Below are 21,812 nucleotides of genomic sequence, written 5' to 3'. Positions count from 1 at the left end.
CGGACGCCTCGCCCCTTTGGGAGCCCCTGCGGCTCCCTTTTTATTTCAAGGATATACATGACCATCCAGCAACTGCGCGAGAAGATTTCCAACCTCGCAGCCCAAGCCAACCAGCTGATCGCCGATAAGGGGGACCAGGTCTGGGCCGCCGAAGACCAGGCGAAGTTCGACAACTTTGCCAGCGAGATCAACGGCGCAAAAGCCCAGATCAAGAACCTCGAAACCATGCGCGAGCTGGAAGCCGAGAAGTTCTTCAACGACGTGACCCGCACCAAGCCGCAGGCAGCAGGCGGCGACGTCGAAATCAGCGCCCTGGTCGCCGTCGCGCTGTACATGCGCCACGGCCAGAACGTCAACGCGGAGCAGGCAGCGGCGATCCGCAATGCGATGTCGACCACGACCCCGGCTGAGGGCGGCTATACGGTGCCGGCAGAAGTCGCGAAGATGGTCATCGACCGCCTCAAGGCGTTCGGCGGCATGCGCGACGTCGCCACCGTGCTGACCACCGAGACCGGTCACGCGATGAACTTCCCGACCAGCGATGGTACGAGCGAAATCGGCGAGATCGTGGCCGAAAATGGCAGTGCTGGCAACGGCGACATCACCTTCAACACCCTCGGCCTGCCGGTGTTCAAGTATTCGTCAAAGCAGATCGCGCTGCCGCTGGAACTGATCCAGGATAGCGCAATCGACGTCGTCGCATTCGTCGTGAACCGCCTGGCGACCCGCATCGCCCGCATCCAGAATATGCACCAGACCGTCGGCACCGGCACTGGCCAGCCGCTGGGCCTCATTCCGGCTTCGACCGTCGGCAAGATCGGCGCCACTGGCCAGGCCAGCACCGTCACCTACGGCGACCTCGTCGACGTCAAGCACTCGGTCAACCGTGCGTACCGCGGCAGCGCCCGTTGGATGATGAACGACCTGAGCGTGGCGTCGCTGTCGAAGCTGGTCGATACCGTCGGCCGTCCGATCTGGATCCCGGCGGTTGTCGAGGGCGCACCGGACCTGCTGCTCGGCAAACCAATCGCGATCAACGACGACGTGCCCGTCATGGCTGCAAACGCCAAGTCGATCGCCTTCGGTGACCTGTCGCAGTACACCATCCGCGATGTCGCCAACTCGACCACCATGCGCCGCTTCGACGACTCGGCCTTCGCCCTGAAGGGCCAGGTCGGCTTCTGCGGCTGGACCCGTTCCGGCGGCAACCTGCTCGATACCGCCGCGGTGCGCCTGTACCAGAACAGCGCTTCGTAAAAACCAACCGCGGCCAGCCAAGTGCTGGCTGCCACCACCGGAGATACAAAAATGGCAGAAACCAAAAAAGTGAAAGTGCGCGTCCTGGTTGACGGCGCCCATGGAAATTGCAATGACGTGATCGAGATCGATCCTGCTGAAGCGAAGTCACTCGCAGGCAAGGTCGACGCCGACCCAGCTGCGGTCGAGTACGCCGAATCGCTGAAGTAACCCATGGGCCCGGCCACCACCGCGCTGCTCACGAAGTTGCGCGCGTGGGCTGCTGACCCGGAAGCCCTGTGCTTCCCGGTACAAACCACCCGCGGCCGCGTCGTCCTCTACCTGGAGGATGTCGCCGGCCGCACCGATGACCAGCTGGTCGCGCTGATCTGCGCACGGCTGAACCAGAAATAACGAGGACCACATGGCCATTACCGCCGCATTCCCGAACCAGGCGAAGCTGGACGCGCTCATCGCCGGCTGCCCGCCGGGCAACGTCTACAAGGCCGTGCTGTACACCAGCGCGGCCGCGCTGAGCAAGGCCACGACCACGTATTCCGCCGCGGGCGAAGTGACCGGTCCCGGCTACACGGCCGGCGGCCAGGTCCTGACTGGCATCGCCCAATCGCTCGACGGCGACGTCGCGATCATGGACTTCGCCGACCCGTCCTGGCCGAATTCCACCATCACCGCGCGCGGCATGGCCATCGTCGATACCACGAACGGCAACAAGGTCAAGGCGGTGCTGGACTTCGGCGCCGACGTCACATCGACCAACGGCACATTCGGTGTGACCTTGCCCGCCCCAGTTGCGGCAACCGCCGTCATCCGGATCGCCTAACGCATCCATCATCAAAAGGCCATCGCTGCATGAACCGCATAAAGACCACGACCACCACGACGGGCACCGGGAGCATTACCGTTTCGGCCGGCGCCGCCGCCCGCTGCCGTCCGCTGTCGGATATCGCTGTCGGCCGCCAGGTAGCAATGATGATCGAGGACGAAGCTGGCAGCGATTGGGAGCTGTCCCTCTGCACGATCCTGTCGGCGACCACGTTCTCGCGCGACACGGTATTGCATAGCTCGAATGGCGGCGCAAAGGTCAATTTCGGTGCCGGCACGAAAACCGTGTTTGCCACAATGGACGCGAACGCAATCGATCGCGGCTCATCGGCGCGCGTGTTCTACTTGAGCAAGATGGGGGCTGTATCGGACACAACGGCAGCGGTCGACGGGACCGACAACACGGCGGCCATTCAGGCGGTATTTGACAAAGCGGTAGACGGTCCGATTCGTGTTGTGGTCGACGGCCTGTACCTCGCGGCAGGCCTGCGCATACGCAGCACTACACATCTCGATATTCTTCCAGGCTGTGACCTTAAGCTGAAGACGGGATCGAACAAGACGCTGCTCGAAAACTACAACCGTTCCTTCAATCCGGCCAGTAGGATCGATCACGATATCAAGATCACGGGCGGCTCGACCAACGGCAACCGCGGCGTTAATCGTGGCGATCAGAACGGGGACAAAAACGACAAAGGTAATGGGACGGTCGGCCTGAATTGCAACATGCGCTTCTATGGCGTAAGTCGCATCTTGGTGGAAGATCATCTGCTGTACAACAGCCCGAGTTACGCCTGTCACTTCCTCAATTGTACCGACGGCACGGTGCGCAACGTTCGGGTGGACGTCGGTCCAGGCTACGTCGTCAACAATGACGGCATCAACGTTGGCGGTAACTGTCACAGGTTCCTGCTGGAGAATATCGTCGCCAATACATCGGACGATCCGATTTCGACCAGCCCTGACGATGTGTGGGCGTGGACTCCAGGGTTTACCTACCCGTTCTACGTCGGCGCTAATGGGTCAATGAGCCACATCACCGTGCGCGATGTGATGCTTGACAATGCCGCAACCTACGGCATCCGGGTCATGTCCGGAGTCAATCCTATCGACCATGCTGTCTACAGCAATATCAAAGGGAAAACGAATTTTGGTCATGCCATCTTGCTGGACAACCGGCAAGTTGAGAACGACCTGACAGGTGTTGCGGGTATCGGCAATATTCAAAATATCCTGTTGGATGACATCGAGGTCGATGTGACCGGCGCATGCGTCATTCGGATTCGCTCCAGCGCACAGCACGTCGTTATCCGGGCGCTGAAGCGCCGGGCGTTCAACGCCTCAATGCCGACCATCCTGATCGACGGCAACGGCGTCAATCTTGAGTCGCTCTGGATCATTGGCTACAACGCAGTCGATGCGACCAGCAATTTCGTCACGAAGCATTTCCAGATGGTAGGCGGCACCGTCAAGGAAGTGCGAATTACTGACAGCCGTGTGAAACGCGCGGGGGCTGCGAATGGATCCGTGCTGCTGGAAACAAGCGGCGGTGCGGTGATTAACTCGCTGATCGCCAGCGGCGTTTCCCTCGAAAACATCACCAACCTGCTGGCGAATACGAACGGAACTATCGGCAGCATCAACGCAGCGAACATCACCCATTCCGGCGGATCGGCCACGTTCGCCACCGCGTCGACGATTCCTCGCCTGAACCTGAGCGGCTATCTCCCCAGCGGTGGTGCGGTAGCTACTTCGGGAACCTTCACGCAGGTGTCCGGCGACGGCGTTTCCGCGGTGGCGGATACCACGCCGCCGACCGTCATAAGCGCCGCGGTTGCGAATGGCTCGCCGACTGTTGTGCGCTTCACCATGTCGGAGAATATGGGTGAGGCTTATGTTCCGGCTGCCAGCGCGTTCCTGATAGCAGGCCACACGTCCACGGCAGTGGCAGTCAGCGGCATCTACATCGACGTGACCGTTACGCCTGCGTTCGTCGCTGGCGAAGCTGCCCGTACCGGGGCATACACCCAACCCGGCACCGGAGGCAACGCGCGGGACCTTTCAGGGAATATGCTGGCAAATTTTGCAGGACAAGCGATCGTCAATAACGTCGCGGGTGCAGCATCACCAATTGCGTACACCCTCGGAAATAGCACGATCACCAACGACGGCAGCAACGTGTGGACGACCACACAGCGCGGCTACCCGACGGGGGGCTACAACACCTACGGGCGGTCGAGCACACAGAAAATCGCCGCCAATAGTGACGGCTTTATCTACTGTCAGCATCCCTCTGGGTTGCAGGGCATTTACGTGAACTTCGGTCTGGCGCTGGACAACACGATCGGTTCGCCAATCGCAGCTGGCTTTATCACCTACGAAAATACCGCGCCAATAACGATCATCGCCGGCGGCGCTGCCACAGGTGGCCCGAATGGAATTGTCGGGAACCACTACGGCGTCCGCAGGAAAAATGGTGTGTTGACGTTGGAAACCAGCGCTGACGGCGTGACCTGGTCGGTGATCCATAACTATGGGAGTGGTAGCACTGCCGCTCTTTACCCGGCGTTCTACCTCGCAGCGGATGCAGGCGCGAATCTCTATCATCCAATGGGTGTTGGCCTGACATAAGGATGTGAGATGCAAGGATTCTCGCCAAACGCCTACGCGCCGAGCGCGTATTTTAATGGGGCGCCGGTTGTAATCGGTCTCGATGGGGTAGCAAACCCGGCCGGTGTAACTGCATATGCCAGCGTCAGCGCACTGGAGGCATCTGGCGGCGCTGCTGCCGCTCCTGCTGGTGTGTTTGCGTCGGCATCTGTCGGCGCTGCCACGGCGGCCGGCGGCAGCGCATCCATCGCTTCCCCGTCGGGGGTGGCAGCGTCCGCATTGGTCGGAACACCAGGTGCATCAGCTGGCGCAACTGCGACTCCAGCCGGTGTCGGCGCGCTCGCCCAAGTCGGCGCCGCCACTGCAACAGGTGGTAGCGCATCAACGGCGGCGCCTGCTGGCGTGTCAGCTGCCGCTGCAGTCGGCGTGGCCTCGGCATCGGCCGGCGCGCGTGCGGCTCCCCTGGGTGTGGCGGCGTCGGCTTCGGTCGGTACCGCAAGCGCATCCGCTGGCAGCAGCATCCCTGGCACTGCGGCACCGGTAGGCGTCGGCGCGTCGGCAGGCGTCGGCGCGGCGGCGGGATCAGGCGGTGCCGGTTGTGCTCCGGCTGGCGTCGCCGCCTTCGGCTCGGTCGGTGCGGTCATCGCCGCTGGCACCATCGCCATCCCGGCAACGGCGTCGCCGCTGGGCGTGGCGGCGTACGCACGCGTCGGCGCCGCGACGGCAACTGGTGGCGGCGTGTTCGCGCGAGCGCCGGCTGGGCCCGGCTATATCCCGCAGCGCAGCGAGCACCAGTCTCGACCAGCAGCAATTCAAAGGAACATTCGATGACCGCAAGACTGATCACGCCGCCGGCAGCGCTGGCGGTGTCGCTCGATGCTGCGCGCACCGCGGCGCGGCAGGATGGCGCGGCGGCCGACGCCGAGCTGACGCTGGCGATCAAAACCTACACGGACGAGGCCGAATTTGAAACCCAGCGCGCGCTGGTCGAGCAGACCTGGCGCGTGACGCTGGACCGGTTCCCACAAGCGATCCAGTTGCCTCGGCCGCCGCTGCTCGCTGTCCAACACGTGAAGTTCTACGACGTCGACGGCCAGTTGCAGACTCTCGACCCGCAGGATTACATGACCGACGACGAAAGCGAGCCAAGCTACATCGTGCCGGCGCCCGGGGCAGCCTGGCCGGCAACCATGGCGCGCATCAACGCGGTGCAGGTGCAATACACGGTCGGCTACGGGCCTGATCACACCACGGTGCCGGCCGCCATTCAGGGCTATATCCTCGGAAAAATCGCCATGCAGTTCGGCCAGACGGGGAATATGAAGATGGAATATTTGCCGCGCCTGCTCGACGGCTGCCGGGTGTACGCATGAGGCTCAACGACCGCGTCATCATCCGCGAACGGGTTCAGGGCGCTGATTCGATCGGCCAGCCAACGGCCGAATGGGTCGACCTTGGCGTGTTCTGGGCTGACGTTCGCCATCTGCGCGGCCTGGAGACTCTGCGCGCTGGCGCCGATGTGTCGGTGCTGCGCGCATCGGTCTGCATGTGGCACCGACCTGAGATTACCGCTGCGATGCAGTTGGTGCACGGCGATACCACATACGAGATCAAATCGCCGCCGCTGCGCAACGCCGACAGGCGCTTCATGGACCTGGTCTGCGAGTCGATCAAATGAGCCTGCTGCTGCGGCTGGACTCGGAAGGACTTAACGCGATTATCGAAGAAATGGCGGAGGCAACGGAGGTGGGGGCTCGTCCGGCGGCACAAGCGGCCGCCCAAGTTCTGTATGACGAGGTGCGGCGCAATGTGGCCGCGAACGGCATGAAGACGGCGAAGCTGTATTACAGCATCTATCAAGTGTACTCGCAGTCTCGAAGCAAGCCTGGACTCGCGACTTATCAGATTTCGTGGAACCGCAAGAAAGCACCGCACGGACACCTGGTCGAGTACGGCCACATTCAGCGATATGTGACATACGTCGGCAGAGATGGCAATTATTACACAGCGGTACGCCCCGAGATGCGCGGCAAACCCAAGCCAAAGGGGCGAGCGTCACAGGCAGCCAAGGACGCGTACTACATCCCGCTGGCTACGCCGAAACAAGTGGCAGCCAAGTCTTTCGTGCGAAAGGCCGTGTCAAAAGCGGAAGCGGCGGCTGACGCGGCCCAAACCGTCCTACTGAGGTTTATCAACAATGACACTTGAGGAAAAACTGTTCGCCGAGCTGGTCGCGGTCTGCTCGCGCGTATTCCCGGACTTTGCGTCGACAGGGACGGAGCGTCCATACGTGACCTTCCAGCAGATTGGTGGTCAGTCGATTGCGTGTCTCGACAACACGCTGCCGTCCAAAGAGAACGCCGACATGCAGATCAATGTCTGGGCCGACTCCCGCAAGCAGGCCAAGACCTTGATTCTCGCGATCGAGGCGCGCTTGACCGGCGCAACGACCATCCAGGCCAGCCCGCAGGGGGCGGCAGTCAGTGATTTCGATGCCGACATGGCGCGGTACTGCAGCAGACAGGATTTCAACATTTGGGCTGATCGCTGATCCGCCTGCAACGACAAACCAGCCGCCTTCGGGCGGTTTTTTTATGCCCGGCAGCCGGGCGCTTACCTGAAAGGCCCACCAATGGCATTTTCCCTCCCCAACGGCACCACGTACGCGGTTGCCTCGGCCTACGCGACGGCGATCACCGTCACGGCCGCCACGAACGCAACGGAATCGGTGCTGACCACCGCAGCAAATACGTTCGCCATCGGCGATCTGCTGGAGCTCACCTCCGGCTGGACCCGCGCGAACAGCCGCGTGTTTCGTGCGAAGGCCGTGTCCGGCACTTCCGTAACCCTCGAAGGCCTCGATACCACGTCGACTGCGCTGTTCCCGGCCGGCGCCGGCATCGGCTCGCTGCGCAAGATCTCGACCTGGGTGCCGATCACGCAGGTCATCACCTGCGAGCCGTCGGGCGGTGATGCGAAGTTCGTGACCGTCGAGCCGATGGATACCGACACCGAGCTGAACATCCCGGCCGGTTACTCGGCCCGTACGCTGGCCATCACGATCGGCGACGACCCGACGCTGCCGCACCACGCCGCCCTGAAGGCAATCTCCGACGGTCGCAAGATCGCCGCAGTGCGCGCCCAGCTGCCGAGCAACAGCATCATCCTCTACAACGGCTACATCACCTATGACGAGACCCCGACCCTGACCAAGGGCCAGGTCATGAGCGTCAAGGCGAACATGGCCCAGCAGGGTCAGCCGGTGCGCTACGCGTCCTAAGTTTTGCCAGGTCGGAGTCCTCCGGCCTTTTCCGCCGGCGGGTCATTCCCGTCGGTTTTTTATTCGACTGAAAGCAAAACAAAATGGCAAAAATCATTCTGGGCAAGCCGCCCACTTCGTTCGTCCGCACGGTGAAGTTCCTCCAGGTGGACGGCGAGCCGGGTCAGATCGGCGTGACGTACAAATATCGCGACCGCACCGACTTCGGCAAGTTCACCGACGGCATCGTCGCCGAGATTCAGGCCGAAGACGCCGCCGAAATGGACAAGCTCAAGAAGCTGGCCGAAGGCAACGCGCCGATCCCGCAGCTGACCGAATCGGACATCCTGGCGCGCCAGGACGAGACGAGCGTCCGCTACATCATGGGTTGCGTCGAAGGCTGGGATCTCGACATGCCCTTCGACAAAGCAGCTGTCGTCCAGCTGGTGGCGGAAGTTCCGGCCGCCATTCCGGCAATTGTCGCGACCTACCGCGACGCGATCACCGAAGGCCGCCAGGGAAACTGAAAGAGGCGGCGCGGGTGCTTTTTACCGCGCCGCCATCCGATGAGGAACTGGCCGCCAGCGGCCTGACGCGCGAGGACTATGCCGACGAGTGCTTCGAGGTCTGGCCGGAGAACTGGCCTTCCTTCCGCCTGCTATGCGACATCCAGACGCAGTGGCGCGGCGCCGGCATGGGCATCGTCGGGCTGGACTACAGCGTCATGTATCACAAGATGGACCGGATGAAGCTCACTCCGGCCGAGTACGACGACATCGAGTCGGATATGCGCGTGATGGAAGCGTCCGCGATGGCGGCCATGAGAGAAGAGGACTAAAGCATGAGCGAAACCCGCGCCGTCGTACTTGAAACACAAGTCAACACCACAGGCGCGCGCACCGGTTTCAATGAAATCGTTCGCGAGGCCGGAGCGATGGCCGGCAGCGTGCAGCGCGCCAGCCAGCAGGCCGACCGCGCAGTGGAAGGCATTGGCGGGAGCGCAAGCACCTCGGCGCGCAGCGTCGAAGTCGCGCAGCGCAACCTGGTCAACTCCATCCAGCGCACGACGGCTGCGATGGAGGCGGGCGGCAAGACGGGTAGCGCCTATTACGAGGTGCTGGCGCGCCAGCGCGGCGTCGACCCGGCCGTGCTCGAGCAATACCTAGTGCAACTGCGCGCGGTCGAGCAGGCCCAGGCCCAGGCAGCGCGCACGCTCGCCACCCAGCAGGCAGCGCAGCAGCAGGCTGCCGAGTCGGCCAAAGCCCAGGCAGCCGCGCAGCGCGAGCTCGCGCAGGCGCACGCCGGCCGGGAGTCGTTCATCTCGGGCCTGCGCGAGCAGATCGCTCTGTTCGGCAAATCCACCGAGGAGGTGTTGCGGTACCGCGCCGCCCAGGCTGGCGCCGCGCAAGAATCGTCCATGCTGATCCTGCAACTGCAGAACATGCGGGCAGCACAGGGCCAGGCGGAAGCTGCAGCGCGAGCGCAAGCTGCAGCGCAGCGCGAGGCCGCGCAGGTCGAATCGGCAAAGGGCACGTTCCTCGATGGTCTGCGCGAGCAAATCGCTCTGTTTGGCCGGTCGACCGAGGGCATTCTCGAATATCGGGCGGCGCAGCTGGGTGCCGCCACCGCCGCCGCACCGCTGATCGCCCAGCTTCGCTCGCTACGTGACGCTCATGAGCAGGCCGCCGGCGCAGCACGTCTGACTGCCCAGGCGCAGAAAGATGCCCTTCAGGCCCAGGGCGCCCGAGACAGCTTCCTGTCAAACCTGCGCGAACAGATCGCACTTTTCGGCAAGTCGGCTGACGAGGTGCAGCGGTACCGCGCGGCCCAGATGGGCGCGGCAAGCGCCGCTGAGCCGCTGATTGCACAAATGCGCGCCCTACAGACTGCGCAGGACCAGGTCACCGCAAGCGCGCGCGCCGCCGCCCAGGCGCAGCAGGACGCTGCCCAGGCGCAGTCGCGGCGTGACAGCTTCCTTGACGGCTTGCGCGAACAGATTGCGCTGTACGGCCGCTCCACCGAAGAGGTGCAGCGGCACCACGCAGCACTGCTGGGGCTGACGACAGCCGCCGAACCACTGATTACGCAGTTGCATGCGATGCGCGTGGCGCAGGAGCAGGTGGCCGCCGCCGCGCGCGCCGCCGACCAGGCTCAGCGTGAGGCAACGCAGATGCAGGCCGGAAAGGACAGCTTCCTGGCTGGCCTGCGAGAGCAAATCGCTCTGTTCGGTTTGTCGATCGAAGAAGTGCAGCGTTACCGCGCTGCGCAAATGGGCCTGACGGCGTCGGCCGACCCGCTGATTGCTCAACTGCATGCCATGCGCACCGCGCAGGAGCAGGTGACGGCGGCGGCCAAGGCGACAGCCCAGGCGCAGCGTGAGGCTGACCAGGTCCAGGCCGGCAAGGATTCGTTCATTCGAGGCCTTGAGCAGCAGGCGGCTGCCCTCGGCAAAACCCGCATCGAGTTGCTCGAGCTGCAGGCCGCCCAGATGGGCGTCACCAGTCGGGCACAGCCGTTCATCAACCAGTTGCGGGCTGCCGACCAGGGGCTGCGCAACGGAGAGATGTCAGCCGCGGCACTAAACGCTGCGCTGCGCCAGACGCCGGCCCAGATCACCGACATCGTGGTCAGCCTGCAGGGCGGGCAGGCTCCGCTGACTGTGTTTCTTCAGCAGGGTGGCCAGCTGCGCGACATGTTCGGTAGCTTTGGTGGTGCTGCGAAGGCAATCGGCAGCACGGTGCTGGGCATGATCACCCCGGTTACAGTTGCCGCCGCAGCCGTCGGCACGCTAGCCTATGCGTACAGCGAAGGTGCGCATGAGGCCAAGGCGTTTGGTCAAGCCATCGTCCTCAGTAACAACGCCGCCGGCACGTCGATCAACCAGTTGATGGATGCCGCGCGCGGAATTTCCGACGTATCGAAGAACACGCAGGGTGCCGCAGCTGAAGCGCTTCAGGTGCTTGTCGACACTGGCGCGGTCTCGTCAGCAAACCTTCAGCGCTTCGCCGCCGTTGCGGTGGAGACGGAGCGGGTGCTCGACAAGGCCGTGAAGGACACTGCGGCCGAGTTCGCTGATCTGCGCCGGGCGCCGCTCGAGGCGCTGCAAAAGCTGGGTGAGAAGTACCACTTCGTCACGGCAGCGACCTATGCCCAAGTGAAGGCGCTGCAGGACGAGGGGCGTCAGAACGACGCCGCTGCACTGGCGCAAAGCACCTACGCCGAAGAATTCGAGAAGCGCAACAAGAAAGTCCTCGAAAACATGGGGGCGCTCAAGCGCGGCTGGATGGATATCTCCACCTGGGCGAAAAAGGGCTGGGACGCCATCCTCGATATCGGCAGGAAGGAAACGCCGAACGAAGAAATCGGGCGCATCAACAACATCTTGTCGTTAAAGCAGAGCGGCCTGGCGCAGCGGGAGTCCAGCGGCGACGGCGACTCCAGTATCGCGAATGAACTGCGGCGGGACATTGCGCAACTGCTGGCGCGCCGGCAAGAGCTCCAGTCGGGCATGGCGAGCGAGGTGGCGGCCGGCGCCGCGCAAGAAAAGGCACTGAAGGCCGAAGAGGTCCGGAAGCGCTGGCTGAGCGAGCAGAACATCCTTCTCACGCGCCAGGACCAGTTGAAACGCGATCTGGCCGCCTCGGAAACCGAGGGGCGCGCAAACGGGCTCAGCGAGGAGGAAATTCAGACTCGCCTGTTGGTCGTTCGCCGGAAATATAACGACGTCTACACGGCCGGTATCGACACCAGCATTACAGCCCTGCGCAACCGCGCCGAGATCGAAAACACGCTCGACCAGCGCGCGCTGGCGCGCCTGCAGGCGCAGCGCTCCCTGGGCGCCATCTCGGAAGACGACGCGATTACCAAGACCGCGGCGATCGAAGTTTCTGCGTTGGATCGGCAAAAGCGACTCCTGCAGGATCAGCTGGGCCTGGTCCGCTCCAAGATAAACAGTCAGCGCGAGCAGGCTGATCTTGAGGGCCAGATTGCCGTGAACCGCGCGGAGCGGCGGAACCGAGAGGAGCAGCGTGATCTCGACCTGGAGGCTGCGCGGCGTAGGCGGGCCGACGATTCGAGCCAGCTGTATTCGGCGGGCATCGTGTCCGCCCAGGCTGAACGCACCAGCCTGCTGGAGAACGTCAGGGTTCAGCGGGAATACAACGAGGAGATCGGCCTCACTGGCACTGAGGCGGCGAAACTGCGGCAGCAGCGCGTTGCGAATATTGCCGACCTCAAGGACGAGGCCGCAGCTGCTCTGGAGGCGATCCAGCCTGGCAGCGCGCTTGCTCAGATTTACCGGGACCAGGCGGCGGCAATCCGCGCTGGCTCGGCCGCCGAGCGTGACGGCTTCACGAAGTCGCGTGACCCATACGTCAATCTCCGCCTCTCCCTGAAGCAATACGGCGAGGAGGCTACAAACGTTGGCGGGATGGTCGGGGATGCGCTGACGAACGGCTTGCGCAGCGCGGAGGACGCGTTCGCCAACTTCGTCACCACTGGCAAGCTGAACTTCCGGGACCTGGCCACCTCGATCATTGCCGATTTCGCGCGCATTCAGGCGAAATCGGCATTGAGCAGTGTCGCGTCATCGCTGCTGGGGTCGATCGGCTCCGGCGGCGGTGGCGGCTGGACGTCGGCGTTCATGTCGGCCTTCGGCATCTCGGGCGCGCGCGCCGCCGGCGGGCCGGTCAGTTCTGGCCTGTCGTACCTGGTCGGCGAGAAGGGGCCGGAAATCTTCACTCCATCCTCTACCGGCGCGATCACGCCGAATCACATGATCGGCGCCGGCGGTGGATCGCCCATCACCATTCAGACGAATGTGCAGGTGACCGCAGGGGGCGCATCAAGCACGACAACCGGCGATCAAAGTGCCGCCGGCCGTGCGCTGGCCGACATGATCGCGTCCAAGGCGAAAGAGGTCATCGTGCGCGAAAGCCGGCAGGGTGGCCTGATTTGGAATATGAAGATGGGGAGAGGATGACGACGACGTTCACCTGGAAGCACGACGCGAGACCGTCGGGCACGAGCGCGTTCCGCGTGCTCAAGGCGCAGTTCGGCGACGGCTATCAGCAAACTGCCGCCGACGGCATCAACAATAAATCGCAATCCTGGCCGCTGTCGTTCACCGGCGCGGCCAGCAAGATTGCGCCGATAACTGCTTTCCTCGACACCTGCGGCGGCTGGCAATCGTTCTACTGGACGCCGCCACTTGGCGCGCAGGGGTTTTACAAATGCGCATCGTACGACTCCAAGCACCTTGGCGGCGATATGTGGCAGCTAACCGCAACTTTTGAGCAGTCCTTCCAACCATGATCACAGCAGACATCCAAGGCCTGGAGCCGGGCGCACGCGTCGCGCTATACGAGCTTGATGCATCCGCGATCGCCGGCGGCGGCCTGCTCCGGTTCCATGGTTACCAGCAGGCCGGCACGATCCGCTGGCAGGGCAACGATTACACGCCCTGGCCGATCGAGGCGGAAGGCTTCGCCAAGACCAGCGAGGGGCAGCAGCCAACGCCCCGGCTTTCGGTTGGCAACGTCGACGGCTCGATCTCGGCGCTGTGCATCACTCTGGACGACCTGGTCGGCGCCAAGCTCACCAGGCACGTCACGCTGGGCCAGTACCTGGACGCGGCCAATTTCGCGAACGGCAACCCGACAGCGGATCCTGATCAGGAATTCCCGCTCGAGGTGTGGTTCATCGAGCAGAAGACGTCGGAAACGAATGAGGTTGTCGAGTTCGAACTGAAAAGCGCGCTCGACTTCCAAGAGGTGATGCTGCCGCGTCGGCAGATCATCGCCAACCTCTGCGCCTGGCAATACCGCGGGGCGCATTGTGGCTACGTCGGCGCGGCCAAGTTCAACGTCAACGACCAGGCTGTGACCGACCCGGCGCTCGACGTTTGTTCGAAGCGGCTGAGCAGCTGCAAGGTGCGCTTCGGCGCCCGCAGCGTGCTCAATTTCGGCGGCTTCCCGGCCGCGGCCCTTATCCAATCCTGATCATGAAAACCGAGACTATCGACGCGATCCGCGCGCATGCCGAAAAGGAGTTCCCCCGCGAGGCCTGTGGGCTCGTCCTGGTCGTGAAGGGCCGCGAGCGCTACCTCCCATGCACGAATGCCGCGCAAGGTACCGAACACTTCGTCTTGCCGGCCGAGGAATACGCCGCTGCGGAGACGCTCGGCGATATCCTGGCAGTCGTCCATTCCCACCCGGGCGCGCCGGCGGCTGCCAGCCAGGCCGACCTGGTGTCGTGCGAGGCATCCGGCGTTCCCTGGCATATCGTGCGGGTCGACCTGGTCGACGGCGCGCCGGCCGCCGGCGAGATGGTGACAATCGAGCCTTCCGGCTACCGGGCGCCGCTGGTCGGTCGCCAGTTCTCGCACGGCGTGCTGGACTGCTACCAGCTCATCGTCGACTGGTACGCACAGGAGCGCAGCATCGCGTTGCCTCAGTTCCCGCGCGCGGACGAATGGTGGAACGACGGGAAATCCGACCTGTACACCGAAGGCTTTCCGCAGGCCGGCTTCGTGAAGCTTGCCGACGGCGCGGTGCCCGAGGTCGGCGACGTCATCCTGATGCAGATCCGCGCCAAGAACGGCGTACCGAACCACGCCGGCATCTACATCGGCGACGGGCTGATGCTGCACCACATGCACGGCCGGCTGTCGAGCCGAGACCTCTACGGCGGGTGGTATCAGGAAAGCACCCGAGCGATTCTGCGGCATCAACCGCAAACCTGACAGGCCCGCGAAAGCGGGCTTTTTCATTTCTGGAGCCTATGGAAAATCTTCGCACCATTCGCCTGTACGGCAAGCTGGGCGCCCAGTTCGGTCGCGTGCACCGCTTGGCGGTCGAGAACACAGCCGAGGCGATCCGCGCGCTGTGCGTGCTCGTGCCCGGCTTCGAGCGCGAGCTGATGACCAGCCGCGAGCGCGGCGTGCGTTACGCGTGCTTCCTCGGCAAGCAGAACATCGGCAAGGACGAGCTGGCCCTATCGGGCGGCGCGCAGGACATCCGCATCGCTCCGGTCATCGCCGGTGCCAAGTCGGGCCTGCTCGGCACGCTGCTGCTCGGCGCCGCCCTGGTCGTCGCAGGCTGGGCCGTTGCCGGCTTTACCGCCTTCACGGCCCTCGGCGGCGTCGGATTCACCGTCGGCAGTGCCATCTCGAGTTACGGCGTGGCCGTCATGGTGGGTGGCGTCGTGCAGGCGCTGTCGCCGCAGCAGAGTGGCTCGGCCGCAGCGGCCAGTACCGAAAACGGCGCTTCATATAACTTCTCCGGCGCCGTCAACACGACAATCCAGGGTGGAGCGGTCCCGGTCCTCTATGGCCGGATGATCGTCGGCTCAGCCGTGATTTCCGCCGGCATCGTCGCGCAGGAGCAGGCCTACGTGGGCGCGCCGGCCACGCGGAACCCAATTCCAAAAGCAAAAGAGTTTTACGAGGACCAGCAATGAGCGACATCATCGGTTACGGCGGCGGCAAGGGCGGCGGTTCGTCGCACACCCACTACGAAGCGCCGGACAGCCTGCACAGCACCTCGTACGCGCGCGTCCTCGACCTGGTGTCCGAAGGGGAGATCCTCGGCCTGGCCAATGGTGTCGAGTCGGTGTTCCTCAACGGCACCCCGGTGCAGAACGCCAACGGCACTCCGAATTTTGCTGGCGTCACGGTCGACTTCCGCACCGGCACGCAGGACCAGGACTTCATTCCCGGCTTCCCTGACGTCGAAAGCGAAGTCTCCGTCGGCGTTGAGCTGAAATTCGGCACGCCATGGGTGCGCGCGATCGGCAATACCGAGCTCTCCGCCGTTCGCATCACGCTCGGCGTCGACCAGCTGTACAAGGCCGATACCTCGAACGGCGACGTCGGCGGCTCCAGGGTCGATTACCGGATCGAGCTCTCGACGGACGGCGCGGCATACCAGACTGTCCTGTCGAACAGCTTCAGCGGCAAGACCATGAGCGCGTACCAGCGCAGCGCACGTATCGATCTGCCGCGCGCAACCAGCGGCTGGCAAATCCGCGTCTCGCGTCTGACCCCGGATTCGAGCGTCGTCAACATCGTCGACAAGACCCGCATCATCAGCTTCACCGAGGTGATCGACGCGAAATTGCGTTACCCGATGTCCGCCATCGTGGGTATCCAAGTCGATGCGAAGGCATTTCAGTCGGTGCCGACGCGCGCCTACGACATGTTCGGGCGCATCATCCAGGTGCCGAGCAACTACAATCCGGTCACCCGCGTGTACATCGGCGTCTGGGACGGCACATTCAAGCCGGCCTGGTCCGACAATCCGGCGTGGGTATTCCGCGACCTCGCGCTGCACTTGCGCTATGGTCTGGGCGACCGCATCACGGCGGCCCAGTTGGACAAGTGGTCGCTGTACCGCATCGCCCAGTATTGCGACCAGATGGTCCCGAACGGGAAGGGCGGCACCGAACCGCGCTTCACGTGCAACCTGTACCTGCAAACCCGCAAGCAGGCCTATGCTGTCCTGCAGGATATCGCCTCGATCTTCCGTGGCATTTCGTACTGGGGCGGCGGCACGATCATCGCGTCCGCCGACATGCCGACCGATCCGGTCTACGTGTACACCGCGGCCAACGTCATTGGCGGCAAGTTCACGCGCGCCGGCAGCAGCAAAGGCACGCGCTTTACCACTGCGGTGGTGACTTGGAACGACCCGGCCGACTTCTACAAGCCGAAGGTCGAGTACGTCGAGGACCCGGAGGGGATCAAACGCTACGGCATCCAGCAGACCGAGCTGACAGCGTTCGGCTGCACGTCGCAGGGCCAGGCGCAGCGCGCCGGCCGCTGGGCGCTGGCCACCTCGCGCCTGGAAACCGAAGCACTGTCGTTCGACGTCGGCATGGACGGCGCAATCGCGCTGCCCGGCCAGATCGTGCGCATCGCCGATCCGTCGCGCATGGGGCGCCGCACCGGCGGCCGCATTCACTCGGCAACTGGCCGCACGGTGGTGCTGGACAAGGCGCCGCTGGTGAAGGCTGGCGATAACCTGACCGTCATTCTCCCGACCGGCCAGAGCGAAACCCGCGCCGTGCAAAGCGTGGCCGGCGACTCGGTCACGGTTACCTTGGCCTGGTCCGTCCTGCCACAGGCGCAGTCGGTATGGTCGGTCGACAGCACCGAGCTGTCGGCGCCATTGTTCCGCGTGCTGTCGGTCGCCGAAAAGGATGAAACGACCTTCTCGATCGCCGCGATCCAACACGAGACTGGCAAGTTCGACTTCGTCGAGAACGGCACGGCCATTGTGCCGCGCACGCAGACAGCGCTCGATGTCAGCCGCCAGGCGCCGCCAGCGTCAGTGACGCTCGCAGGCTATACGGTGTCGCTGGACGACGTCCAGAAGCTGGCCCTGCAGGTCAGCTGCGCGCCGGTACCGGGTGCTGTCGCCTACGAGGGCGCGTACCGCCGCGGCAGCGACAACTGGGTTGCTATCCCGCGTCAGCCAAGCCCCACTCTTGATGTGCAGGACGTGCTACCAGGGTCGTTCGTCGCGAAAATGGCGGCGGTGAACTCGATCGGGGTAACGTCGGTCGAAACGCTGTCGGTGGCGGTCGAGATCGCGAAGGACGGGGCGTCGAAGAATGCAGATGTCCTGTTGACCTCCGATGCTCCGGGCTTCCACACGAACCAAGCTGGCGAAACCACGCCTGGCGTAATTACGTTTTCGGCGACGCTGATCGCGCTCACCGGGCCTGTCACATGGTCCTGCGTCGGCGGCACCCTGACGAACAAAACTGCGACCACCGCGCAACTCACGTTCGCGAACATGTCGGCCGCCTCGGCAGAGGTGACCGCGAGTGTGACCTCGTTCGGCCGCACGTATGCTCGCCCGCTTAAGGTCGGCAAGAGCCGTGATGGAGCAGCTGGCGCGGATGGCCTGAAAACTCAGGTTGCGCGGCTGTTCCAGTGGGCGCCGGTCGCGCCGGCTAAGCCAACTGGAGTAAGCACATTCATCTGGGCGAGCCTCACGAACTCCGGCTATACCGGTCAAGACGGCTGGGCAAACCCGGCCCCCGCCAATCCTGGCACGCCCGGCTGGAGGCTGTTCGCCGCCGCCGTCCCGCTGTCTGCCGCCGTTGCCGCAATCACTTCGCCGGTCGCCTACACGAACGCAGTCATCGAGGACGGCGTGCAGAACGGCGCGAAGGGCCTGGATGGTCTGCAGTCGTACGAGGTGGCCGTCTTCCAGTGGGCTGCCACGATTCCGGCTGGGCCAGTCGGCACGGGCACGCTCACCTGGGCGGGCTTCGCTTTTGGTGCGGCACCAGCAAACTGGTCTTTGACGCCTGGCACGTCTCCATCGCCTGGCTATACGCTGTGGAAGGCCACGGTGCGCGTGACGGATTCCGCCGCCACCGCCGCAACGGCATTCAACTGGGGCAGCGCGGCTATCACGGCGGCCGGCTCGGCTGGCCTGAACGGCTCGCAGGGCGTCGCCATGTACGTCGAGATCTCGACGACTGGCGGCCAGGTGTTCAGCCGGGCGAATGCGGCAGCGGTGTTCGCTCCAGCATCCATCACCCTGACGGCCACGCCATACGGCGGCGCCGCCAGCGCGCACCAGTGGCAATACTGGACCGGTGCGGCCTGGGTTAACATCGCCGGCGCCACCTCGGCCACGTATGCCGTTGACTCGGGCACCTTCACGGCCGCGCGCGTGTTCCGCGTGCAGTCGACCATGGCTGGGACGGTCTACCTCGACGAAATCACGCTGGTGCAGGTGACCGGCGGCGCCGATGGTCTCGATGGCGATGATGCGATCGTCGGCTTCCTGACCAACGAATCGACCGCGCTGGCCGCCACCAGTGCGGGCGTCGTTTCGTCGTTCGATACTGCCGGCGGCACGTTCAAGGTGTATCAGGGCACGGCCGACAAAACCGGCGCTGGCGTGGCGTACTCGGTGTTTTCGGAGGTCGGCTGCGACGTCTCGATCACCTCGGCGGGCGCCTATTCGGTCGTGTCCATGAGTGCCGACCAAGCTGCGGCGACGCTGCAGGCCGTGTACGGTGGCGTGACGATCCAGAAGCAACTCTCGCTGTCGAAGGCGCGCGCCGGTACCAGCATCACTGGCGCCGAGGGCGCGAGCTACGTCACGGCATACTGCGCGTCCACCACCGCCAGCACGTCGACCGCGCCGGCGCCAACGGCCGGTAAAACCAGTGTGCCAGCGGCCAACAGCGGCGGCCTGGCCGGTACGTACACGAAAACGGTTCCTGCGCTCGCCGCCGGGCAGTTCATGTACCAGACGGATGGGATTTACAACCCGGCAAACGATACCGTTACCTGGTCGATTCCGTACTGGTCGTCCCTCAAGGTCGGCACGCTGTCGGCCATTGTCGCGAATCTGGGGCAGATCACCGGCGGCAGTATCGACATCGGCACGGGTGCGACGAGCTGGCACGTGGACGCTGCGGGCAACCAGTGGGCTGGCGCCGGCACGTTCGCCGCCGCGCCGTTCCGGGTGGCCAATACGGGCGCTGCGCGCGCTACGAACTTGGTCATTGCTGCGCCTGGTGGCCCGGACATCCTGACGCCCACCGGCCTGCAACCGGGCTTTGAAGCACCGGGGACGAAGAACAGCGAGGCCATTGCAGCCGCTGCCGCAGACGCAGCGACCAAAGCCGAAGCTGCTCGTGTCGCCGCTGTCAATGCCGCTGCCACGTACGCGCAAGCCCAAGCCGGGCTGGCCGCTACAAACGCAGCAGCCTATGCTGATGGGAAGGTGTCGGCCGAAGAGGCACGCGCCATCGCAGACGCGGCGGCCAAGGCTGAAGCTGCCCGCGTGGCTGCCGTCAATGCCGCTGCTGCTGATGCAACCGCTAAGGCGAATGTGGCGGCGACAAAGTCCACATGGGCAGGTACTGCGGGCCGGCCAGATGATGGCAATAACCTGTTGCGCAAGAGTCGGTTCGACGATGGGCAGCTTGACGGGTGGGCGAACGGTAGCTACGTGGTCAACGTCGATGGTCAGCCGTTCACGAAAGCGCTTCAATTCACCGGGCGCGACTGTTTGCACGACGAAGGGGCGGCGAAAATTCCCGTTACCCCCGGTGAGACGCTGTATTTTGACGCCTACATCGACGCTTCAACCACGCCTTACAGCGTGCGGTTCGGTGCGTTTGTCTACGACCGGAACGGAACGATTATCTGGTACGCAAGCTCCCTTTCCAGCCCGCCGGGTTCCAGCTGGGCACAGCGCTCCGGTTATATCGTGATGCCCGCCGGAGCATACTGCATCACGCCTTGGCTCCAGATTGATGGCGGCAGTAATTTTGGTTCGGCGCGTGCGAGCAACCTGCGCATCTCCCGTTTCCAGAGCGGCGCTACGATGGGTGCACCCGCTGGCACCAAGGTGGGTGACACCGAGGCGCAAACCGTCGTCGGCTGGGCGTACTCTGGCCTTATGGCGAATAACGCCTTGCCTGACAAGGTCAGCAAATCTGCAGCCAACATCATGACCGGCGCCGGCGCGCTCATCTCCGGCTCGCTTACCGTGGACGCCAACGGTTATCGCTCGGGCGGTTATGGGTGCGCACAAACACAGCGCGGCTGGGTGTCCTACAACCAAGCTGGCAACCTGACGTTCCAGCTTGATGCCGCCGGCGGCGCCCCATGGTTCGCAGGCCAGCTGTCGGCCGCTTACGGATCGTTCGGGGCGATCACTTTCGCCCAGGGTGGTTATGTCAAAAGCGCGAACGCGGCTGGGTTCGGGCAGTGGCCGGGTGGAGACCTTGTTTATCTGAGCGCAGAAGGCCTGATGCTCGGGAACTTCAATGTCAACAGGTTTTTGCAGGTAAATGCCAATGGCGATATTTATGCGCCTGGTCTGACACTGCTAGGCGGACAGCTGACCCTTACCAGCCCGATCATCATCAGCCCGACGTTCGCGGCGTTCACGGCGTCGTTATCAGGTGGCCCCATCACGTCATCTGGCGCAAACGGCTCGCGCTCGCTGGGTAGCCGGCAAATCATCGGAAGCGGCGGCAAGCTCCCCTACCGCAGTTTTTCGTGGACCGTGACCGACATCGAGGGCAGTGCGGCTGCGCGCACCTTCATTTCGGGAGAGAGCACCGACACCGTTTCCGTTTCGGCCAACGGCACAAACGCCTCCACGCGCGTCCGCATCACCGGCACCATCACCGACGCCAACGGGTTGACCGCGTCAGCGTCCTTCACGAGTACCGCCAATTTTGGATCCATATGATTGAATTTTTCGCCGAATTCGACCCGGACACGAGAATCGTTTCCCAGTGCCTGGCCGTCGAGCGTCCGTATCAGGGCAATTTCATGGAAGCCGGCCGCAGTTACATCGGGCTGCCCGGCCCGATCGACTGGAGCGAGCAGTCGACGCCGACCGAAGTGCTGCACCTGATCGACGAGGTGCCGAAGTGGATCGAGACAGCACCGCTCGCACAGATCCGCGCCCAGGCCATCACGGCGATCGACGCCGCTGCCGAAAGCTTGCGCTTGGCTGTCGTCAACCGCATGACCATGCAATCCGAAGAGTACCGGCGCGTCGAGGCCCAGGCGCGCGCATGGCGTGAAGCGGGCTACCCAGAAGAGGAGGGCGGTGCCGGCGCACCGCGCGGCGTGGCCGGCTGGGCCATGGCGAAATGGCGCGACGGCTGGACGAACCGCCAGGCCGCCGACGACATCCTGGCCACCGCCGACGGCTGGATGCACATCCTCGACGAGGTGCGCGATCTGCGCCTCATGAACAAAGAGGACGTGCGGCACGCGGCTGAAGGCGCTGAGATCGCCGCGATCACCGCCGACATGCGCATCGATATGCGGGCCATGGCCGCGCAACTCAATCTCACCCTAACGGAATAG

The 21,812-nt window shown here is 64.0% G+C and carries 20 protein-coding genes; all 20 read left to right on the top strand.

Going from position 1 to position 21,812, the window contains the following annotated elements; genetic code table 11:
* Positions 1-57: 57 nt before the first annotated feature.
* The 20 genes from IFT60_RS09695 to IFT60_RS09600 all read left to right on the top strand — a co-directional run bounded on the left by IFT60_RS09695 (position 58) and on the right by IFT60_RS09600 (position 21,812).
* Entirely contained in the window at positions 58-1,257 is a 1,200-nt protein-coding gene (locus tag IFT60_RS09695; protein WP_192051766.1) for a phage major capsid protein, read from the top strand.
* A 51-nt stretch (positions 1,258-1,308) separates the two neighbouring features.
* Positions 1,309-1,467, top strand: coding sequence for a hypothetical protein (locus tag IFT60_RS09690; RefSeq protein ID WP_192051765.1), 159 nt, complete (start codon positions 1,309-1,311; stop codon positions 1,465-1,467).
* A gap of 3 nt (positions 1,468-1,470) precedes the next feature.
* Positions 1,471-1,650, top strand: coding sequence for a hypothetical protein (locus IFT60_RS09685; RefSeq protein WP_192051764.1), 180 nt, complete (start codon positions 1,471-1,473; stop codon positions 1,648-1,650).
* A gap of 10 nt (positions 1,651-1,660) precedes the next feature.
* A complete protein-coding gene (locus IFT60_RS09680; RefSeq protein WP_192051763.1) occupies positions 1,661-2,077 on the top strand; it encodes a hypothetical protein in 417 nt (138 codons plus the stop codon).
* A gap of 29 nt (positions 2,078-2,106) precedes the next feature.
* Positions 2,107-4,710, top strand: coding sequence for a hypothetical protein (locus tag IFT60_RS09675; RefSeq protein WP_192051762.1), 2,604 nt, complete (start codon positions 2,107-2,109; stop codon positions 4,708-4,710).
* A gap of 381 nt (positions 4,711-5,091) precedes the next feature.
* The gene (locus tag IFT60_RS09670; RefSeq protein WP_192051761.1) at positions 5,092-5,520 is read left to right on the top strand and encodes a hypothetical protein; all 429 of its coding nucleotides are present in this window, start codon (positions 5,092-5,094) and stop codon (positions 5,518-5,520) included.
* Positions 5,517-6,062, top strand: coding sequence for a head-tail connector protein (locus IFT60_RS09665; RefSeq protein WP_192051760.1), 546 nt, complete (start codon positions 5,517-5,519; stop codon positions 6,060-6,062). Before IFT60_RS09670 ends, IFT60_RS09665 begins: the two co-directional genes overlap by 4 nt.
* Positions 6,059-6,367, top strand: coding sequence for a phage head closure protein (locus IFT60_RS09660; RefSeq protein WP_192051759.1), 309 nt, complete (start codon positions 6,059-6,061; stop codon positions 6,365-6,367). Before IFT60_RS09665 ends, IFT60_RS09660 begins: the two co-directional genes overlap by 4 nt.
* Positions 6,364-6,897, top strand: a complete 534-nt coding sequence (locus IFT60_RS09655; protein ID WP_229510773.1) for an HK97 gp10 family phage protein — start codon at positions 6,364-6,366, stop codon at positions 6,895-6,897. The genes IFT60_RS09660 and IFT60_RS09655 overlap by 4 nt, the downstream gene beginning before the upstream one ends.
* Positions 6,887-7,240, top strand: coding sequence for a DUF3168 domain-containing protein (gene gp17 / locus IFT60_RS09650; protein ID WP_192051758.1), 354 nt, complete (start codon positions 6,887-6,889; stop codon positions 7,238-7,240). The genes IFT60_RS09655 and gp17 overlap by 11 nt, the downstream gene beginning before the upstream one ends.
* Before the next feature lie 81 nt (positions 7,241-7,321).
* Positions 7,322-7,969: a phage tail protein gene (locus IFT60_RS09645; RefSeq protein WP_192051757.1), complete on the top strand. Its 648-nt coding sequence runs from the start codon at positions 7,322-7,324 to the stop codon at positions 7,967-7,969.
* 83 nt (positions 7,970-8,052) lie between these two features.
* Complete coding sequence (locus IFT60_RS09640) at positions 8,053-8,475, top strand: phage tail assembly chaperone (protein WP_192051756.1); 423 nt, start codon at positions 8,053-8,055, stop codon at positions 8,473-8,475.
* Between the two features lie 14 nt (positions 8,476-8,489).
* Positions 8,490-8,786, top strand: coding sequence for a DUF1799 domain-containing protein (locus IFT60_RS09635; protein ID WP_192051755.1), 297 nt, complete (start codon positions 8,490-8,492; stop codon positions 8,784-8,786).
* A gap of 3 nt (positions 8,787-8,789) precedes the next feature.
* Entirely contained in the window at positions 8,790-12,929 is a 4,140-nt protein-coding gene (locus tag IFT60_RS09630; protein WP_192051754.1) for a phage tail length tape measure family protein, read from the top strand.
* The gene (locus IFT60_RS09625; RefSeq protein WP_192051753.1) at positions 12,926-13,261 is read left to right on the top strand and encodes a phage tail protein; all 336 of its coding nucleotides are present in this window, start codon (positions 12,926-12,928) and stop codon (positions 13,259-13,261) included. The genes IFT60_RS09630 and IFT60_RS09625 overlap by 4 nt, the downstream gene beginning before the upstream one ends.
* On the top strand, positions 13,258-13,947 hold the full coding sequence (locus tag IFT60_RS09620; protein WP_192051752.1) for a phage minor tail protein L: 690 nt from the start codon (positions 13,258-13,260) through the stop codon (positions 13,945-13,947). Before IFT60_RS09625 ends, IFT60_RS09620 begins: the two co-directional genes overlap by 4 nt.
* A gap of 2 nt (positions 13,948-13,949) precedes the next feature.
* Positions 13,950-14,690, top strand: a complete 741-nt coding sequence (locus IFT60_RS09615; protein WP_192051751.1) for a C40 family peptidase — start codon at positions 13,950-13,952, stop codon at positions 14,688-14,690.
* A gap of 38 nt (positions 14,691-14,728) precedes the next feature.
* The gene (locus tag IFT60_RS09610) at positions 14,729-15,406 is read left to right on the top strand and encodes a tail assembly protein (RefSeq protein ID WP_192051750.1); all 678 of its coding nucleotides are present in this window, start codon (positions 14,729-14,731) and stop codon (positions 15,404-15,406) included.
* Complete coding sequence (gene gpJ / locus IFT60_RS09605; RefSeq protein WP_192051749.1) at positions 15,403-21,183, top strand: TipJ family phage tail tip protein; 5,781 nt, start codon at positions 15,403-15,405, stop codon at positions 21,181-21,183. The genes IFT60_RS09610 and gpJ overlap by 4 nt, the downstream gene beginning before the upstream one ends.
* A complete protein-coding gene (locus IFT60_RS09600; RefSeq protein WP_192051748.1) occupies positions 21,180-21,812 on the top strand; it encodes a hypothetical protein in 633 nt (210 codons plus the stop codon). The genes gpJ and IFT60_RS09600 overlap by 4 nt, the downstream gene beginning before the upstream one ends.

This window comes from Massilia sp. CFBP 13721 (assembly GCF_014842025.1).
Classification (GTDB): Bacteria; Pseudomonadota; Gammaproteobacteria; order Burkholderiales; family Burkholderiaceae_D; genus Telluria.
The sequence above is the reverse complement of the archived record's forward strand: the minus strand, read 5'-3'. Positions and strand labels throughout refer to the sequence as shown.

Excerpts from the sequence above, each read along its gene's own strand:
- IFT60_RS09685 (WP_192051764.1), top strand. The coding sequence starts at position 1,471 with ATGGGCCCGGCCACCACCGCGCTGCTCACGAAGTTGCGCGCGTGGGCT.
- gp17 (WP_192051758.1), top strand. The coding sequence starts at position 6,887 with ATGACACTTGAGGAAAAACTGTTCGCCGAGCTGGTCGCGGTCTGCTCG.
- IFT60_RS09645 (WP_192051757.1), top strand. The coding sequence starts at position 7,322 with ATGGCATTTTCCCTCCCCAACGGCACCACGTACGCGGTTGCCTCGGCC.
- IFT60_RS09680 (WP_192051763.1), top strand. The coding sequence starts at position 1,661 with ATGGCCATTACCGCCGCATTCCCGAACCAGGCGAAGCTGGACGCGCTC.
- IFT60_RS09610 (WP_192051750.1), top strand. The coding sequence starts at position 14,729 with ATGGAAAATCTTCGCACCATTCGCCTGTACGGCAAGCTGGGCGCCCAG.
- gpJ (WP_192051749.1), top strand. The coding sequence starts at position 15,403 with ATGAGCGACATCATCGGTTACGGCGGCGGCAAGGGCGGCGGTTCGTCG.
- IFT60_RS09675 (WP_192051762.1), top strand. The coding sequence starts at position 2,107 with ATGAACCGCATAAAGACCACGACCACCACGACGGGCACCGGGAGCATT.
- IFT60_RS09690 (WP_192051765.1), top strand. The coding sequence starts at position 1,309 with ATGGCAGAAACCAAAAAAGTGAAAGTGCGCGTCCTGGTTGACGGCGCC.
- IFT60_RS09640 (WP_192051756.1), top strand. The coding sequence starts at position 8,053 with ATGGCAAAAATCATTCTGGGCAAGCCGCCCACTTCGTTCGTCCGCACG.
- IFT60_RS09600 (WP_192051748.1), top strand. The coding sequence starts at position 21,180 with ATGATTGAATTTTTCGCCGAATTCGACCCGGACACGAGAATCGTTTCC.
- IFT60_RS09625 (WP_192051753.1), top strand. The coding sequence starts at position 12,926 with ATGACGACGACGTTCACCTGGAAGCACGACGCGAGACCGTCGGGCACG.
- IFT60_RS09695 (WP_192051766.1), top strand. The coding sequence starts at position 58 with ATGACCATCCAGCAACTGCGCGAGAAGATTTCCAACCTCGCAGCCCAA.
- IFT60_RS09630 (WP_192051754.1), top strand. The coding sequence starts at position 8,790 with ATGAGCGAAACCCGCGCCGTCGTACTTGAAACACAAGTCAACACCACA.
- IFT60_RS09615 (WP_192051751.1), top strand. The coding sequence starts at position 13,950 with ATGAAAACCGAGACTATCGACGCGATCCGCGCGCATGCCGAAAAGGAG.
- IFT60_RS09665 (WP_192051760.1), top strand. The coding sequence starts at position 5,517 with ATGACCGCAAGACTGATCACGCCGCCGGCAGCGCTGGCGGTGTCGCTC.
- IFT60_RS09620 (WP_192051752.1), top strand. The coding sequence starts at position 13,258 with ATGATCACAGCAGACATCCAAGGCCTGGAGCCGGGCGCACGCGTCGCG.
- IFT60_RS09655 (WP_229510773.1), top strand. The coding sequence starts at position 6,364 with ATGAGCCTGCTGCTGCGGCTGGACTCGGAAGGACTTAACGCGATTATC.
- IFT60_RS09660 (WP_192051759.1), top strand. The coding sequence starts at position 6,059 with ATGAGGCTCAACGACCGCGTCATCATCCGCGAACGGGTTCAGGGCGCT.